The sequence below is a fragment of the Streptomyces sp. NPDC050617 genome, from assembly GCF_040654795.1.
GTDB lineage: Bacteria > Actinomycetota > Actinomycetes > Streptomycetales > Streptomycetaceae > Streptomyces.
Window position 1 is genome coordinate 317,893 of the sequence record NZ_JBFAIS010000001.1, and the last position, 15,679, is coordinate 333,571.

The 15,679-nt window shown below is 71.8% G+C and carries 11 protein-coding genes and 1 pseudogene; 10 read left to right on the top strand and 2 right to left on the bottom strand.

Annotated elements, in window-relative coordinates:
- The first annotated feature begins 2 nt into the window (after nucleotides 1-2).
- From AB0I49_RS01345 to AB0I49_RS01365, 5 genes are all read left to right on the top strand, one after another.
- Complete coding sequence (locus AB0I49_RS01345; protein WP_363224653.1) at nucleotides 3-1,112, top strand: substrate-binding domain-containing protein; 1,110 nt, start codon at nucleotides 3-5, stop codon at nucleotides 1,110-1,112.
- A 234-nt stretch (nucleotides 1,113-1,346) separates the two neighbouring features.
- The gene (locus tag AB0I49_RS01350; protein ID WP_363224654.1) at nucleotides 1,347-2,135 is read left to right on the top strand and encodes an ATP-binding cassette domain-containing protein; all 789 of its coding nucleotides are present in this window, start codon (nucleotides 1,347-1,349) and stop codon (nucleotides 2,133-2,135) included.
- Nucleotides 2,132-3,433 carry a sugar ABC transporter permease gene (locus AB0I49_RS01355; RefSeq protein ID WP_363224656.1) on the top strand — a complete coding sequence of 434 codons (1,302 nt, stop codon included), beginning with the start codon at nucleotides 2,132-2,134 and terminating at the stop codon, nucleotides 3,431-3,433. The genes AB0I49_RS01350 and AB0I49_RS01355 overlap by 4 nt, the downstream gene beginning before the upstream one ends.
- A 362-nt stretch (nucleotides 3,434-3,795) precedes the next feature.
- A complete protein-coding gene (gene dxs / locus AB0I49_RS01360) occupies nucleotides 3,796-5,724 on the top strand; it encodes a 1-deoxy-D-xylulose-5-phosphate synthase (RefSeq protein ID WP_363224956.1) in 1,929 nt (642 codons plus the stop codon).
- A 468-nt stretch (nucleotides 5,725-6,192) separates the two neighbouring features.
- A complete protein-coding gene (locus AB0I49_RS01365; RefSeq protein ID WP_363224658.1) occupies nucleotides 6,193-7,713 on the top strand; it encodes an amino acid permease in 1,521 nt (506 codons plus the stop codon).
- An 84-nt stretch (nucleotides 7,714-7,797) separates the two neighbouring features.
- On the opposite strand, the gene AB0I49_RS01370 is transcribed toward AB0I49_RS01365, so the two are convergent.
- Nucleotides 7,798-8,214 (bottom strand): NTP pyrophosphohydrolase, encoded by a 417-nt coding sequence (locus tag AB0I49_RS01370; RefSeq protein ID WP_363224659.1) that lies wholly within the window; start codon nucleotides 8,212-8,214, stop codon nucleotides 7,798-7,800.
- 156 nt (nucleotides 8,215-8,370) lie between these two features.
- On the opposite strand from AB0I49_RS01370, the gene AB0I49_RS01375 reads away from it, so the two are divergent.
- Complete coding sequence (locus tag AB0I49_RS01375; RefSeq protein WP_363224660.1) at nucleotides 8,371-9,435, top strand: hypothetical protein; 1,065 nt, start codon at nucleotides 8,371-8,373, stop codon at nucleotides 9,433-9,435.
- 70 nt (nucleotides 9,436-9,505) lie between these two features.
- Here AB0I49_RS01375 and AB0I49_RS01380 read toward each other — a convergent pair whose 3' ends face one another.
- A complete protein-coding gene (locus tag AB0I49_RS01380) occupies nucleotides 9,506-10,450 on the bottom strand; it encodes a hypothetical protein (protein ID WP_363224661.1) in 945 nt (314 codons plus the stop codon).
- A gap of 569 nt (nucleotides 10,451-11,019) precedes the next feature.
- Between AB0I49_RS01380 and AB0I49_RS01385 the strand changes: the two genes are divergently transcribed.
- From AB0I49_RS01385 to AB0I49_RS01400, 4 genes and pseudogenes are all read left to right on the top strand, one after another.
- Nucleotides 11,020-12,780 carry a HAMP domain-containing protein gene (locus AB0I49_RS01385; RefSeq protein ID WP_363224663.1) on the top strand — a complete coding sequence of 587 codons (1,761 nt, stop codon included), beginning with the start codon at nucleotides 11,020-11,022 and terminating at the stop codon, nucleotides 12,778-12,780.
- Nucleotides 12,781-12,791: 11 nt separating this feature from the next.
- Nucleotides 12,792-13,985: pseudogene (gene pgsB / locus AB0I49_RS01390) on the top strand (poly-gamma-glutamate synthase PgsB); the annotation flags it as partial.
- 71 nt (nucleotides 13,986-14,056) lie between these two features.
- Nucleotides 14,057-14,539, top strand: a complete 483-nt coding sequence (locus AB0I49_RS01395; protein ID WP_363224664.1) for a poly-gamma-glutamate biosynthesis protein PgsC/CapC — start codon at nucleotides 14,057-14,059, stop codon at nucleotides 14,537-14,539.
- Nucleotides 14,540-14,595: 56 nt separating this feature from the next.
- The gene (locus AB0I49_RS01400) at nucleotides 14,596-15,657 is read left to right on the top strand and encodes an NlpC/P60 family protein (protein ID WP_363224665.1); all 1,062 of its coding nucleotides are present in this window, start codon (nucleotides 14,596-14,598) and stop codon (nucleotides 15,655-15,657) included.
- The last annotated feature ends 22 nt before the right edge of the window (nucleotides 15,658-15,679 follow it).

Consider the following 15,679-nt stretch of genomic DNA (forward strand, 5'->3'; position numbering starts at 1 on the left):
ACGTGAACACGCATCTGCGTCGTGCTGCCGTGGCCGTGGCCGCCGTCTCGATGGCCGCCGGGCTCGCCGCCTGTGGTTCGGCCAAGGAGGCCGGCGACAACGGCGGGAAGAAGAAGGACAAGAGCGGCCCGCTGACCATCGGGCTGCTGCTGCCGGAGAACCAGACCGCGCGCTACGAGCGGTTCGACCGGCCGCTCATGGAGAAGAAGATCAAGGAACTGGCCGGCGCCGACACCAAGATCGTCTACGAGAACGCCAGGCAGGACCCGTCCGTCCAGCAGCAGCAGGTCGACACGGTGATCACGAAGAAGGTCGACGCGCTGATCCTGGACGCCGTGGACGCCAAGTCCATAGCCAGCTCCGTCAAGAAGGCCGACGACGCGGGCATCCCGGTCGTCGCCTTCGACCGCCTCGCCGAGGGCCCCATCAAGGCGTACACCTCCGTCGACAACGAGCGCGTCGGCAAGATCCAGGGCGAGTCGCTGCTCAAGGAGCTCGGCGACAAGGCGTCCAAGGGCCAGATCGTCATGATGAACGGGTCGATCACCGACCCGAACGCCAAGTCCTACAAGGACGGCGCCCACTCCGTGCTCGACGGCAAGGTCAAGATCGGCCGGGAGTACGACACCAAGGAGTGGAAGCCGGAGAACGCCAACCAGAACATGAAGGGCGCCATCGCCTCGCTCGGCAAGGACAACATCGTCGGCGTCTACTCCGCCAACGACGGCATGGCCGGCGGCATCATCACCGCGCTCAAGGGCGCGGGATACAGCAAGCTCCCGCCCGTCACCGGCCAGGACGCCGAACTCGCCGCCGTCCAGCGCATCCTCTCCGACGAGCAGTTCATGAGCGTCTACAAGCCGTACAAGCCCGAGGCCGACGCCGCAGCCGAGATGGCCGTCGCCCTCGCCAAGGGCAAGTCGCTCGACGGGATCGCCAAGTCCACCGTCGACAGCGGCACCGTGAAGAAGGTCCCCTCGATCATCGTCGACCCCTTCGCGCTGACCAAGGCCGACATCGGCAAGTACGTCGGCAAGGAAGGCTTCTTCAACCTGGACGAGATCTGCACGGCCAAGTACAAGGCCCAGTGCGACAAGGCCGGGCTGAAGTAGCCGTCCCGGAGTGACCGGCCTGACGTAAGCCGTCAATTCCCCTGCCCTGTACGGGAATCGGGCACGCAGGCCACGTAACGCCGTCGCGCGCCGACCCCGTACGGGCGGAGAGCGCACCATCCGTACGGGCGGCAGCGCACCCCCGAAGTCCGTCCGGCGCCCAGCGCCTCATCCCACCCCGCCGAGGGCCGGGCGCCGGATGCCACACCCCCGCCGGTCAGGCGGGCGAAGGAGATGATTCACGTGTCCGCTACGCCCGTGCTGGCGTTGCGCGGGGTCTCCAAGCGGTTCGGCGCCGTGCAGGCGCTCACCGATGTCGAACTGGAGATCCACCCCGGCGAGGTGGTCGCCCTGGTCGGCGACAACGGCGCCGGCAAGTCCACCCTGGTCAAGGCCATCGCCGGGGTCGGCCCGGCCGATGACGGCACCATCGAGTGGGAGGGCCGGCCCGTCACCGTCGACCGGCCGCACACCGCCCAGGGGCTGGGCATCGCGACCGTCTACCAGGACCTCGCGCTCTGCGACAACCTCGACGTCGTCGGCAACCTCTTCCTCGGCCGCGAGATCGCGCGCGCCGGAATCCTCGACGAGGTCGAGATGGAGCGCCGCTCCCGCGAACTGCTCGCCACCCTGTCGATCCGCATCCCGAGCGTGCGCATCCCCGTCGCCTCGCTCTCCGGCGGCCAGCGGCAGACCGTCGCCATCGCCCGGTCGCTGCTCGGCGAGCCCAAGGTCGTCATCCTCGACGAGCCGACGGCGGCGCTGGGCGTCGAGCAGACCGCGCAGGTCCTCGACCTCGTCGAGCGGCTGCGCGAGCGCGGCCTCGGCGTGATCCTCATCAGCCACAACATGGCCGATGTGAAGGCCGTCGCCGACCGGGTCGCGGTGCTCCGACTCGGCCGCAACAACGGTGTGTTCGACGTGCGGACCACATCCCAGGAGGAGATCATCTCCGCCATCACGGGCGCCACGGAGAACGCCGTGACCCGCCGTGAGGCGCGTACCACGGAGGCGCAGAAGTGAGTGCGAACCTGTCCCGTACCGAGGGCGACCCCGTAGACGAACCGGCCGCGTCGGACGCCCCGGCGGCCGAAGGCGCCGTGACCGTCGTCGACCCCCGGCTGCTCGTGCGCCAGCAGGGCTTCAAGGGCTACCTCGACGACTTCGGGCGCAAGCTGCGCAGCGGCGAGCTGGGCTCGCTGCCCGTGGTCGTCGGCCTGATCATCATCGCCCTCGTCTTCCAGTTCCAGGACGCGCGGTTCCTCAGCGCGGGGAACCTGAGCAACCTCCTCGTCGACGCATCCGGCACCGGGCTGATCGCCGTCGGCATCGTCTTCGTGCTGATCCTCGGCGAGATCGACCTGTCGGTGGGCTCGGTCAGCGGCCTGGCCTCCGCGGTCTTCGCCGTGCTGAACGTCAGCCACGGCATGCCCGAGTGGGAGGCGCTGATCCTCGCGGTGCTGAGCGGCGCGCTGACCGGCGCGTTCCACGGCTTCTTCTTCGCCCGGATCGGCGTCCCGGCATTCGTCGTCACCCTGGCCGGCCTGCTCGGCTGGAACGGCCTGATGCTCCAGATCCTCGGCTCCAACGGCACCATCAACCTGGACCCCGACGGACTGCTCTCCCAGCTCACCAACTACTTCTTCAGCGACGTCGCCGTCGCGTATGGGGTGGCGCTGCTCGCCGTGGTCGCCTTCTTCGGGCTGTCCTTCCTGGACAGCAGGCGACGGGAGGCGGCCGGTGTGCCCAGCCGGCCGCTGAGCGAGATCGTGCTCCGCACGGTCTTCATCGCGGTGCCCGCTTTCCTCGTCGCCTGGCTGTTCAACAACTTCAAGGGGCTGCCGCTCGCGGTCGTCATCTTCATGGTCTTCATCGTCGGCCTCGACTTCGTGCTGCGGCGCACGTCGTACGGGCGCAAGGTCTTCGCGCTCGGCGGCAGCGTCGAGGCGGCCCGCCGCGCCGGCATCAACGTCGTCGCCATCCGGATCTCCGTCTTCACGATCTCCGGCACGATGGCGGCGATCGGCGGACTCTTCCTGGCCTCCCAGCTCAACGCCGCCAACCAGTCCTCCGGCGCGGGCAGCCTGCTGATGAACGCCATCGCGGCGGCCGTCATCGGCGGCACCAGCCTCTTCGGCGGCCGTGGCAAGACCTGGTCGGCGCTGCTCGGCGTGCTGGTCATCCAGGCGATCTCCTCCGGCATGGCGCTGCTGGGGATCGCCGCCGCCGTGCAGCAGATGATCACCGGTGCGGTGCTGCTCGCCGCCGTGGTCATCGACTCGGTGTCCCGGAAGACGCAGAAGACGGCCGGGCGCGCGTAGCCGGGCCTTCTTCCCCGCCGGGGTGCGAGCTTCCCCGCCGGGGTGCGAGGCGCCCCGGCCCCCGCCCCGCCCCCGAACGCCGGATGAGCTGGCATACCAGCTCATCCGGCGTTCGCGATCTGCCCGAAAGCGGCCGGGAAAGGCCAGGAACAGGCCGTTTCCCGCGTACGAGGCCGGGCACTACCCCTGATTTGTCACCCGAATGGGTGACGTACATCGCATAGCCCGACCATCGCCGCCCCAGGCGGAACATTAGACTCGGCAAACCGGCAAGGCTCGACAGCTCAAAGCAAGGAGGCACAGTGCCAAAGGTGCCGCGCGAAGCGCGCCGTCCAGAGGCGGTGGCGGTCGACGGGCGGGAGCTGTTGACCCGCGTCAACGGACCCCGTGATCTGGACGGGCTGAGCCCGGAGCAGCTGGAGCGGCTGGCCGCGGAGATCCGGTCCTTCCTCGTCGACGCCGTCTCCAAGACCGGCGGCCACCTCGGCCCCAACCTCGGCGTGGTGGAGCTGACCATCGCCCTGCACCGGGTCTTCGAGTCCCCGAAGGACCGGGTGCTCTTCGACACCGGCCACCAGAGCTATGTGCACAAGCTGCTCACCGGCCGCCAGGACTTCGCCAAGCTGCGTACCAAGGGCGGACTGTCGGGCTACCCTTCGCGCGCCGAGTCCGAGCACGACGTCATCGAGAACAGCCACGCCTCCACGGTCCTCGGCTGGGCCGACGGCCTCGCCAAGGCCAATCAGGTGCAGGGCCGGGACGACCACGTCGTCGCGGTGATCGGCGACGGCGCCCTGACCGGCGGCATGGCCTGGGAGGCGCTCAACAACATCGCCGACGCCCAGGACCGCCCGCTGGTCATCGTCGTCAACGACAACGAGCGCTCGTACGCGCCGACCATCGGCGGCCTGGCGAACCACCTCGCCACGCTCCGTACGACCGACGGCTACGAGCGGTTCCTCGCCCGCGGCAAGGACCTCCTGGAGCGCACGCCCGTCGTTGGCCGCCCGCTGTACGAGACCCTGCACGGCGCGAAGAAGGGCCTCAAGGACTTCATCGCCCCGCAGGGCATGTTCGAGGACCTCGGCCTGAAGTACGTCGGCCCGATCGACGGCCACGACATGGAGGCCCTGGAGTCCGCGCTGCAGCGCGCCAAGCGGTTCGGCGGGCCGGTCATCGTGCACTGCCTCACCGAGAAGGGCCGCGGCTACCGCCCCGCCCTCGAGGACGAGGCCGACCACTTCCACGCCGTCGGCCAGATCCACCCCGACACGGGGCTGCCCATCGCCGCCTCCGGCATGGACTGGACCTCCGTCTTCGGCGAGGAGATGGTCAAGCTCGGCCGCGAGCGCGAGGACATCGTCGCCATCACGGCGGCCATGCTCCAGCCGGTGGGCCTGACGAAGTTCGCCAAGGAGTTCCCGGACCGCGTCTACGACGTCGGCATCGCCGAGCAGCACGCCGCCGTCTCGGCCGCCGGGCTGGCCACGGGCGGGCTGCACCCCGTCTTCGCGGTGTACGCGACCTTCCTCAACCGCGCCTTCGACCAGATCCTGATGGACGTGGCGCTGCACAAGTGCGGCGTCACCTTCGTCCTGGACCGGGCCGGGGTCACCGGCTCCGACGGCGCGTCGCACAACGGCATGTGGGACATGTCGATCCTCCAGTGCGTCCCCACCCTGCGGATCGCCGCGCCGCGCGACGCCGACCAGGTCCGCGCCCAGCTGCGGGAGGCCGTCGCGGTCGACGACGCGCCGACCGTCGTGCGCTACTCCAAGGGCGCGGTCGGCCCCGCCGTGGCGGCCGTCGGCCGGATCGGCGGCATGGACGTCCTGCGCGAGCCCGCCGACCGCACCGAGCGGCCGGACGTGCTCCTCGTCTCCGTCGGCGCGCTCGCCCCGATGTGCCTGGAGATCGCCGACCTCCTCGACAAGCAGGGCATCTCGACGACCGTCGTCGACCCGCGCTGGGTCAAGCCGGTCGACGAGGCGCTCCCCGCCCTCGCCGAGCGCCACCGCGTCGTCGTCACCGTCGAGGACAACAGCCGCTCCGGCGGCGTCGGCTCGGCCATCGCCCAGGCCCTCCGCGACGCTGGCGTCGACCTCCCTCTCCGCGACTTCGGCATTCCGCCGCGCTTCCTCGACCATGCCTCCCGCAAGGAGGTCATGGCCGAGATCGGCCTCACCGCCCCCGACATCGCCCGCCAGGTGACGGGCCTCGTCGCCAAGATCGACGGCAAATACGACCACCATGCCGCCGCCTCCAGGACGGCGGAAACGGCCCGCGACTGAGCTGAGCGTCGCCGGTAACGGCTGACGGTACGAACGCGCCGCACGGACCCCAGGTCCGCGCGGCGCGTTCGCGTTGGGCACCGCCGACGCCAGGCGTCCCGCGGGACGGGCCGCATGTACGGGCCCGGCGCTGCCCGACCGGCCGTACAGCCCCGCTCGCAGCCGGCCCCGCCGCCACACGTCCCGCCGCGCGGCCACAATCCGGCCTGCCGCGCCGACGGCGCTTGCCGCGCGGCCGCCTTGCGGCCGTAGCCGCGCCGTCACGCCCGTACGGCGTACGTACCACCAGCTCCGACCCGCCCCGGGTCCCCCTTCGAGTGGTCCGGGAGGACACCCGGCATAGGCGCCCACGCGTCAGTTCGAGTGAATCCGGCCCCGCAACGCCGTAGGCGATTGGCATGGGGACGAACATTGCGGAGACTCGCCCAGTTCAGGGTGGGCGACGGCCGAGCAGGCGGAGGTGCGGCGATGAGTGGTACGTCGGGGGAGACGGCTCGCGGCGGCGGAGGCGGGGGCAAGGGGGTTCTGCGGACCAAGACGATCGAGCAGTCGATCCAGGACACGGAGGAGCCGGAGCACTCGCTCCGCAAGTCGCTCTCCGCCCTCGACCTCACGGTCTTCGGCGTCGGCGTGGTCATCGGCACCGGCATCTTCGTGCTGACCGGAAAGATCGCGAAGGAGACGGCGGGCCCCGCCGTCGCCCTCGCCTTCGTCGCCGCCGGCCTGGTGTGCGCGCTCGCGGCGCTCTGCTACGCGGAGTTCGCCTCGACGGTCCCGGTCGCGGGCTCGGCGTACACCTTCTCGTACGCCTCGCTCGGCGAGCTCCCCGCCTGGATCATCGGCTGGGACCTGGTCCTGGAGCTCGCGCTCGGCTGCGCCGTCGTCGCCGTCGGCTGGTCCGGCTACGTGCGCTCGCTGCTGGACACGGCGGGCTGGCGGATCCCGGACGCGCTGTCCGGACCGAAGAGCGGGCACTTCGGCTTCGACCTGTTCGCCTGCCTGCTGGTGCTGCTGCTGACGGCCATCCTGGTCGTCGGGATGAAGCTGTCCTCGCGGGTGACGTCGATCGTGGTCGGCGTCAAGGTCGCCGTGGTGCTCATCGTCGTCATCGCGGGCGCCTTCTTCATCAACGGCGCCAACTACAAGCCCTTCGTCCCGCCGTCCGAGCCCAGCAGCGGCGGCGACGGGCTGGCGGCGCCCCTCGCCCAGATCATGTTCGGCTTCACGCCCTCCAACTTCGGCGTGATGGGCGTCTTCTCGGCCGCCGCCGTGGTCTTCTTCGCCTTCATCGGCTTCGACATCGTCGCCACCGCCGCCGAGGAGACCCGCAACCCGCAGCGCGACGTGCCGCGCGGCATCCTCGGCTCGCTCGCCATCTGCACCGTGCTGTACGTGGCCGTGTCGGTGGTCGTCACCGGCATGCAGAAGTACAGCTCACTGACGGTCGACGCGCCGCTCGCCGACGCCTTCAAAGCGGTCGGGCACCCCTTCTGGGCCGGTCTGATCAGCTTCGGCGCGGTGGTCGGCCTGACCTCCGTGTGCATGATCCTGCTGCTCGGCCAGAGCCGCGTGTTCTTCGCGATGAGCCGGGACGGGCTGCTGCCCACCGTCTTCTCCCGCGTGCACCCGCGCTTCGGCACGCCCTACCGCTCGACCATCGTCCTCGGCCTCGTCGTCGCCGTCGTCGCCGGGTTCACCTCGATCGACGTGCTGGCCGAACTGGTCAACATCGGCACCCTCTTCGCCTTCGTCGTCGTCGCGCTCGGCGTGATCATCCTGCGCCGGACCCGCCCCGACGTGCCGCGCTCCTTCCGCACCCCGCTGGTCCCGCTCGTCCCCGTGCTGTCCGTGCTGGCCTCGCTGTGGCTGATGCTGAACCTGCCCGCGGAGACCTGGCTGCGGTTCGGCGTGTGGATGGCGCTGGGGTTCGTCGTCTACTTCCTGTACGGGCGGCGGCACAGCCGGGTGCGGGCGGAAGCGAAGCGGTAGCGGGGCGCACGGGGCCCGCCGGTCCCGCCGGGTGAGCCGTGCCTCGTACCGCAGGTCCGGCTGTGCCGCGTACCGCTGGTCCGGCTACGGCTCGTACCGCTGGTCCGAGGAGGAACGGCCGGTGTCGGGCCGTACGGTCCGGGGCCCGGCCACCTCGGCGCCCAGCGCCGCCACCCGCCCCCGCAGCTCCCGGTCGGCCGTCACCACGACGCAGCGCCGCCCGTCCGCGCGGTCCGCGACCAGCTCCACGATGCGGTCGTCGCCGCTGCCGTCCGCCGCGTCCGTCCGTACGCCCGGCACGGAGGCGGTCCCGCGGGCCGCGCCCTCCACCACGAGGACGATCTCCAGCGGCGGCGCGAGCGCGGCGCCGGGCAGGCCGTCCGCGGCGTAGGGGACGAGGCGGTCGCGGAGCCGCTCGGCGGCGCCCCGGCGGTCGCGCCACCAGCCGTCGGGCACGGACCCGACGACGTTCGCCGCGTCCACGATCAGCAGGGTGTGCATGGGGACAGCCTCGCACGCGCCGGGGGAGGGCGCCGGGGGAGATCATGGGCGATGGCCGCGGTGAGGCCCAGTGATATTGTCGATGGCCATCGGTTTGTGTGCCGGACAGTGCCGCGCACCGCGGAATTCGTTCTTCAGGAAGGTTGGCGGCGAGTCATGCACACCCCCACCACCGGCTGGCTGCTGCGCGGTACGGACGGCCGGCTCACGGCCTACGCCCCGAGGGCGGAAGGCATCGCCCGCTGGACCGAGGAGCGCCCCGGCGGCCCCTCCTGGAAGGGCCCCGACCTGCTGGCCGCGCCGGGGCTGCTGCCCTACCTGTCCGTGGCCCAAGGGCCCGACGGCTACGCGCACTTGGTGGGGCTGCGGCGGCAGCCGAAGGACGGCGGCGAGGTCGCGACGGACGTCGTGCACGCCACGCAGTTCCAGCCGGGCCGGCCCCCGACGATGTGGCGGGCCCTGGGCACGCCCTACGGCGGCGACTGGCGCCGGGCGGAGCAGATCGGCCTCCCCGCGGCGGTCGTCGGCCACTCCGGCGCGCTGCACGTCTTCGTACGCAACGCCGGGGGCGGCGTGTGCGGGCGGAAGCAGGACGCCAAGGGCTCCTGGGGCGGCTGGCTGGACCTCAAGGGCTACGACCTGCTGGAGGGGCTCTCGGCGGCGGCGACCGGCGACGGCCGCGTCGACGTGATCGCCCCCGCGCGCGAGGGCGCGCACCGCTGGAGCCAGGAGAAGCCGGGCGGCGACCTGAAGCGGGCCCCGGCGGTGCCGGCGGCCGCGGCGGCGGGCACCGCGTCGTCCACCGGGACCGGCGAGACCTCCGTCACCCATTTCTGGCGGGACGCCGGGGACGGCGAGGTGCGCGCCTGGCGGGCGGGCGGCGAGGACGAGCCGGAGGACGCCGTGGTCTCGCTCGGCGGCGGCGCCGGCACGGGCCCGGTCGCCCTGGTCCGTACGGCCATCGACGGCCACGACTGCACGGTGCTCGCCCAGCGCACCGCGGCCGGCCGGGTGGCCGTCGCCGCGTATCCGACGGCGGACGAGTCGGCGGGCGCGTTCTGGTCCGAGACCGGCGGGGAGTGCGTGGGCGCGCCCGCGCTGGCGCTGGACGCGCGAGGGCACGTGGTGCTGGCGGCCATCGCCGCCGACGGCGGGCTGCGCGTGGCCCGGCAGCGGGCGGAGGAGCCGGGGCTGGCACTGGGGGCCTGGGTCCCGGCCTGACGGTCGCTCACGCCTCCATCCCTCCACCCCTTCAGCTCTTCCCCCTGCACCCCTGCACCCCTGCACCCCTTCATCCACGCCCCCAAGACCCCACGACCTCGCCCAGCGCGTCGATCAGCCGCTCCCGCGACGTGGCGGAGTCGCGCAGTTCGCGGCTGTTCTCGTCGTGGAGGAACGGCACGCCGTGGTCGGCGGCGGTCTGGGCCTGGACGTTGGTGGTGCCTTCGAGGCGGCCGCAGTCCTGGGACCAGGCGCGGCAGACGGCGAACCCGGCGGCGGAGAGCTTCTTCGCGGCCCGGCGGGCGGGCCCCGTGGCGGCCTCGTCGGGGCCCGGTGAGAGCACGATGTCGTGGTCGGGCGAGCTGTCGTCGGCGAAGCCGTGCACCTGGATGCCGGGGAGGCGGCGGGCGACGAGTTCGGTGCAGATCGCGTCGAAGACGGAGTCCTGCCGGTGGGCCATGTCGGCCGAGATGCCCTTGCCCGCGTCGCGCGGTGCTCCGGCGAGCACCATGATGCCGCCGGGCGTCCGGGTGAAGAGGCCGGCGCCGATCAGTTCGGTGTGCAAGTCGGAGCGCGGGTGCGGGACTTGGACGCTCCAGCGGACCCGCTGCCCGAGGTCGATGTAGACGCGCCCCCAGCCGCGGCCCGTCCGGTGTTTCTCTGTGATCTCGGCCACCGTGCGGTCCGTGCCCCCGAGCCGGACAGTGCGGACGGTGTAGTCGACGGCCGCGAGGCGCTTACGGGCCGAGTCGAGCTTGTCGTCGAGCACGTCGGCGACGCCGCCGGCGAGCGCGGCCCGCTGACCGGCGGTCGGGGTGCGGTAGCCGCCGTGGCGGGGGAAGTCCGACACATAGTCGTCGACCTCCTCCGTCAGGTGCAGTACGGGCTCTGCCGGCGCCGAGTGGGTTATGAGGAGTGCGGCGACGACCGCCAGGGCCCCCGCCGCGCACAGGACGAAAAGCGTGGCGAGGGCGGTGCGTCGTCGGTGGAGTGGCTTGACTGCGGGGAATTGCATGGGGATACAGCGTAGGCGGTCTTGGCGGGCGAATTGTCGCGGCCGGGGCCCCGGTTGGTCCAATCCGCAATCTCTTGTGTCGGATTCGTGAGAACCGTGTGTCAACGGTGGTGAAACTGCACGTCAACTCCTTGTGTCGATACCGGTGTTGTGTTTCGTCCGGGTGAGCGGTCCCCGCGAATGCCGTTAATCATGAGATACGATGTTCGCCAATTCATGAACTGGCGTGCCGAACTTCCCTGACCAGGAGCGATGCCATGCAGGCAGCGGGGGCTGCCCCTCGACCGCCACAGGCCCGGCGCAAGCGCGCGAATATGCCGCTGCTAGGTGGCGTAAAGCCGCCAATAGCAGCGCTGTTGGCCTTGTTGGTGGCAATTTCCGCCCTTACCTCTCTTACCGTCGGTAGCTCCGACGACCGTTCCGTCTCACGTGCCATCGTCGAGTCCCAAGAGCATGTCGCGAACGATACGGCGCGTTCTCTCGGCTCTTCTCTCGAACAGAACACGGCCGATCTCCGGGACGCCGTAGCGCTTCTAGAGCAACATTCACCAAATCCTCCCGAATCGGTGTTGAGTTCACTCGGCGCCGCTTATCGGAAGTGGCGCGGACTCGCGATCGTCGACCCGAAAACGGGCAGACTCCTCGCCGCCCGCGGTGAAACCGTGCCGCTCGACCAATTCGACGGACGCTCGGACGACAGCTTCCGGCCCCGCCTGGTGACCACCGAATCCGGCGCGCCCCGGCTGCTCTCCTTCGCCTCCCTCGAAGGGCGGGGCGGAACGGAACAGCTGGTCGTCGCCGCGGGCACGCTCCGGCTGCCCGCCGAGCGCGGCAACCGCACCACCTTCGTCACCGGCCCCGGCGGGCGCGTCCTCGCCGCCTCGGGCGACCAGGCCGACAACTCCGGTGTCCGCGAGCTCGCCGCAAGCGACGCCGGGCCCGTACGCCGCGACGGCGACCGCTACTTCGCCGTCGGCCGCGCGGACGTCCCCGGCGGCGACCGCGTCCAGCGCCTCGGCCTCTCCGTCGCCACCGCCGTCCCCGTGCCCTCCGGCACGGCCGTCGACAGCGACCGGCTCCTCGGCCCGCTGGCCGCCGTCGTCCTCCTCGCGATCGGCGTCCTCGTCGCCTGGTGGCTCGCGCGCCGCGTCCAACGCCCCCTGCGCGGACTGGACATGGAGGCGGCCAGGCTCGCGCGCGGCAGCCTGGAGCGCCCCGTGAACGTACCCGGCCGCGGCGAAGCAGCCCGGATCGGCCGGTCGTTGGAGGCGCTGCGCCGCCAACTCCTCGGCGAGCGGCCCGGAACCGCGCCCGCCAAGCCCGTACGCGGCGGACTGCGGGTGACCGCCCTGTGCTGCGCGGCCCTCATCACCGCCTGGGCCGTGGCGCTGCCCGTACTCAACCGCGCCGACGGCCGGGGCCCCGTACCCGCACAGACCGCCCAGGACCAGCGGTATCGCACCGAGGCGGCGTCCGAGCGGGTGCGGCGCACCCTCGGCGAGGGGATCGCCGACCTGACCTCGGTGGCCCGGCTCGGGGCCGCGGGCGAGGCCCGACCTGGGAATGTCATGGACATGTTGCTCCCTAAACATCCCGAGTGGAGCGCCCTGTACATCATGGACGGGGACGGGGAGATCCTGCTGCGGTCCGGCGCCGGGAAGAGCGGCATCGACCGCAAGGCGGCCCTCGGCGGCGCGAAGAGCGCGACGCCGAAGGTGGTCCAGCTCAACCACGGCGGCAAGGTGCCGGTCTCCGCCGCCGTCGTCCCCTACGGCAAGGACGGGCGCCGGCTCGTCGGCGAGTTCGAGCCCGCGGCCTTCAACGGGCTGCTCAACCGCCCCGGAATCGGCCGGTCCTGGCTCGTCGACGCGCACAACCGGGTGATCGGCTCCAACCAGGGCTTCATCGCCTTCAGCGCACAGCCCGGCCATCAGGCCCGTACGCTCACCGCCGCCGCCCCCGTCAAGGGCACCGCGCCGGTGGACGGCCTCGGCTGGCGCGTCGTCACCCAGAAGCCGCTGTCCTGGCTCCCGTTGGCCTCGTACGAGACACAGCGGCGCGCCATCCTCGTGGGGCTGCTCGCCTTCACCGCCGCACTGCTCTGCCTCGGCTGGCTCCAGCTCACCGTGATCCGGCCGCTGCGCGCCGTCGACACGTCGGCCGCGGCGCTCGCGGCGGGCGACCGTACGAGCGTGATCTACCCGCGCCACCACGACGAGGTCGGATCGCTGGCCCGCTCCCTCGAACTCATCAGACAGCGGCTCGCGGACGCCGACCGTCACGGCGCGGCCGCCGAACGCCCCCTTTCCACCGTCCTCCAGGGCAACTGACAAGCAGGGACATGCTTTTCCTCTACAGCGTCTTCCTCATCTCCTCCCTCACCCTCCTCGTCGCGGGCATCGTCGAACAGCGCCGGCACTACGCCGCGCTCGAAGCGATCCCCCAGCGGGTGCTCGTCAACGGCATCCGCGGCAAGAGCTCCATCACCCGGCTGTGCGCGGGCGCGCTGCGCGGCGGCGACCTGACCACCGTCGCCAAGACCACGGGCACCGCGGCCCGCTTCATCCACCCGGACGCCACGGAGGAGCCGGTCTACCGCAAGTTCGGCATCGCCAACGTCGTCGAGCAGATCGGCATCGTCCGGCGGGCCGCCTCCTACCGGCCCGACGCGCTGGTCATCGAGTGCATGGCGGTCATGCCGGCGCTCCAGGAGGTCAACCAGACCAAGCTGATCCGCTCCACCATCGGGGTGCTCTGCAACGTCCGCGAGGACCATCTCGCCGAGATGGGCCCCACCCTCGACGACGTGGCCCGCTCGCTGTGCCGCTCGATGCCCGTCGGCGGCGTCTGCGTCACCGCCGAGCGGGACCGGCTGCACATCCTGCGCGAGGAGGCCGCCGCCCGGAACTGCGAGCTGATCGTCGCCGACCCGGAGACCGTCTCCGACGACGAGCTGCGCGGCTTCAGCTGGTTCACCTTCAAGGAGAACGTCGCCATCGCGATCGCCGTCGCCGGACTCCTCGGCGTGGACCGCGCCACGGCCCTCCAGGGCATGTACGACGCGCCGCCGGACCCCGGCGTCCTCTCCGTCGAGAAGTACCGCACGCCCAGCGGCCACCGGCTCTCCTTCGCCAACGTCTTCGCGGCCAACGACCCCGAGTCGACGCTCATGAACGTACGCCAGCTGCTCGGCCTCGGCGCGATCGACCGGCCCCTGCACGTCGTCATCAACTGCCGCCCCGACCGCGTCGAACGCAACGGCCAGATGGGCGCGATCATCCCCGACCTCGACCCCGACACCGTCTTCCTGATCGGCCACCCCACCAGGAGCGCGCGCGACGGCATCCCCGCCGACTGGCACGGCCGGGTCGTCGACCTCGGCGGCGACAGCCGCGACCCCGACGAACTGCTCGCCGGGATTCTCGACGCCATGCCCGGCGACGCCTCCCTGGTGGCCGTCGGCAACATCCACGGCCAGGGCGAACACCTTCTGGAGCGGCTCGCCCTGCTGCCGGACGCCGACTCCGCCGAGGCCCGTACGGGCGCCTCCTCCCACATCCCCGTCCAGCGCACCCCCCACAGCTCCCGCACTGGAGACACCACCCCGTGACCCCCGTCGAACTCACCCCGGACATGGCCGCCATCGGCATCGCCCTGGGGCTGCTCTTCTCGCTCATCTGCTACCTGACGACCAACCTCTCGCCCGGCGGCATGATCACCCCCGGCTGGCTGGCGCTGACCCTCGTCGGCGACGTCCGGCTCTTCGCGATGGTCCTCGGCGTGACCGTGCTGACCTACATCTCCACCCGCGTGCTGCAAGGCGTCGTGATCCTCTACGGGAAGCGGCTGTTCGCGGCGGTCGTGCTGTGCGGCGTCCTGCTCCAGGCCACGCTGTACCTGATCCTCCAGCAGCAGTTCCCGATGCTGTTCGCGCACCAGACGCTGGGCTACATCGTCCCCGGCCTCATCGCCTACCAGCTGGTCCGCCAGCCGCCCCGCGCCACGATGCTGTCGACCGCCACGGTCACCCTGAGCGCGTACGTGGTGCTGACCGCGGGCGTGCTGCTCGGCGCGCTCCCCAGCGTCTGAGCCTCCCGCGCCGAAGCCGACAGCCGACTCCGCGCCGAAGAAAGGTTCCCCCATCCATGGCAGCCCGCATGAAGAGCCGGCTCCCGATCGCCGTCCTGTGCGCCCTCGCCGTCACGGCCGGCGCCCTGACCTACGAACTCCACGCCGATCCCGCGGCGGCCCAGTCCCCCGACCCCACGGCCCGCCACACCCGCCTCCCGTCCGCCCTCGTCGGCGGCTCCGGCGGCTCGGCCGGCTACCGCTACGACCGGCTCACCGGCCCCGGCCGGACCGTGGTGCGCGACCACAAGGGCGCCGTCCTGGCCACCCTCACCGACGGGGCCCGCACCGCCGTGCTCACCGGCCCCGGCCGTACGTTCGCCGAGCCGCATACCACCAAGTCCACCGTGGTCACCGACAGCTGGGTGCGGCTGCTGCCGCGGGCCTGGAAGCCCGGCCAGGAGCGCGCCAAGTGGTTCGCCGACTGGCTGCGCGCCTACCGCGGCAGCCGCGCGCCGGACGTCTTCGACATCTCCATGCAGTACGTGCGCGGCGCGAAGCCGAAGAAGGACGCCAAGGGGGTCCGCTACGCGGGCGACGCGGGTTTCGGCCCGCTCAACCCCAAGGGCGCGCCCGGCAGGGACCTGCGCCTGGAGAAGTCCGACTTCTACCAGTACCTGGGCAGGCCCTGGACCTTCCCGGACTCCGGAGCCGCCGCCCCGCAGCGGGTCCGGTACGGCACCGTCGACTGCTCCGGCTATGTGCGGCTCGTCTACGGCTACCGCTCCGGGTACCCGCTGTTCGGCTCCGACCACAAGGGCGCCGGCCTGCCCCGTACGGCCAACGGCATGGCCACCGTCGGCCCCGGAGTGTCCGTCATCGCCGACCACCGCACCCGCCCCGTCGAACTGGACGCGCTGCAACCCGGCGACCTGGTCTTCTTCGACATCGACCGGCGTACGGGCCGGCGGCTCGACCACGCGGGCATCTACCTCGGCCTCGACACCGACGGGCACCCGCGCTTCATCTCCAGCCGCGAGGAGAGCAACGGGCCCACCCTCGGCGACGCGGGCGGCGACTCGCGCCTCGACGGGCCGGGCTACTACGGGAAGGGGCTGCGCAGCGCCAAGCGGCTCTGAGCGCCGATCGCCGTCAACGGCC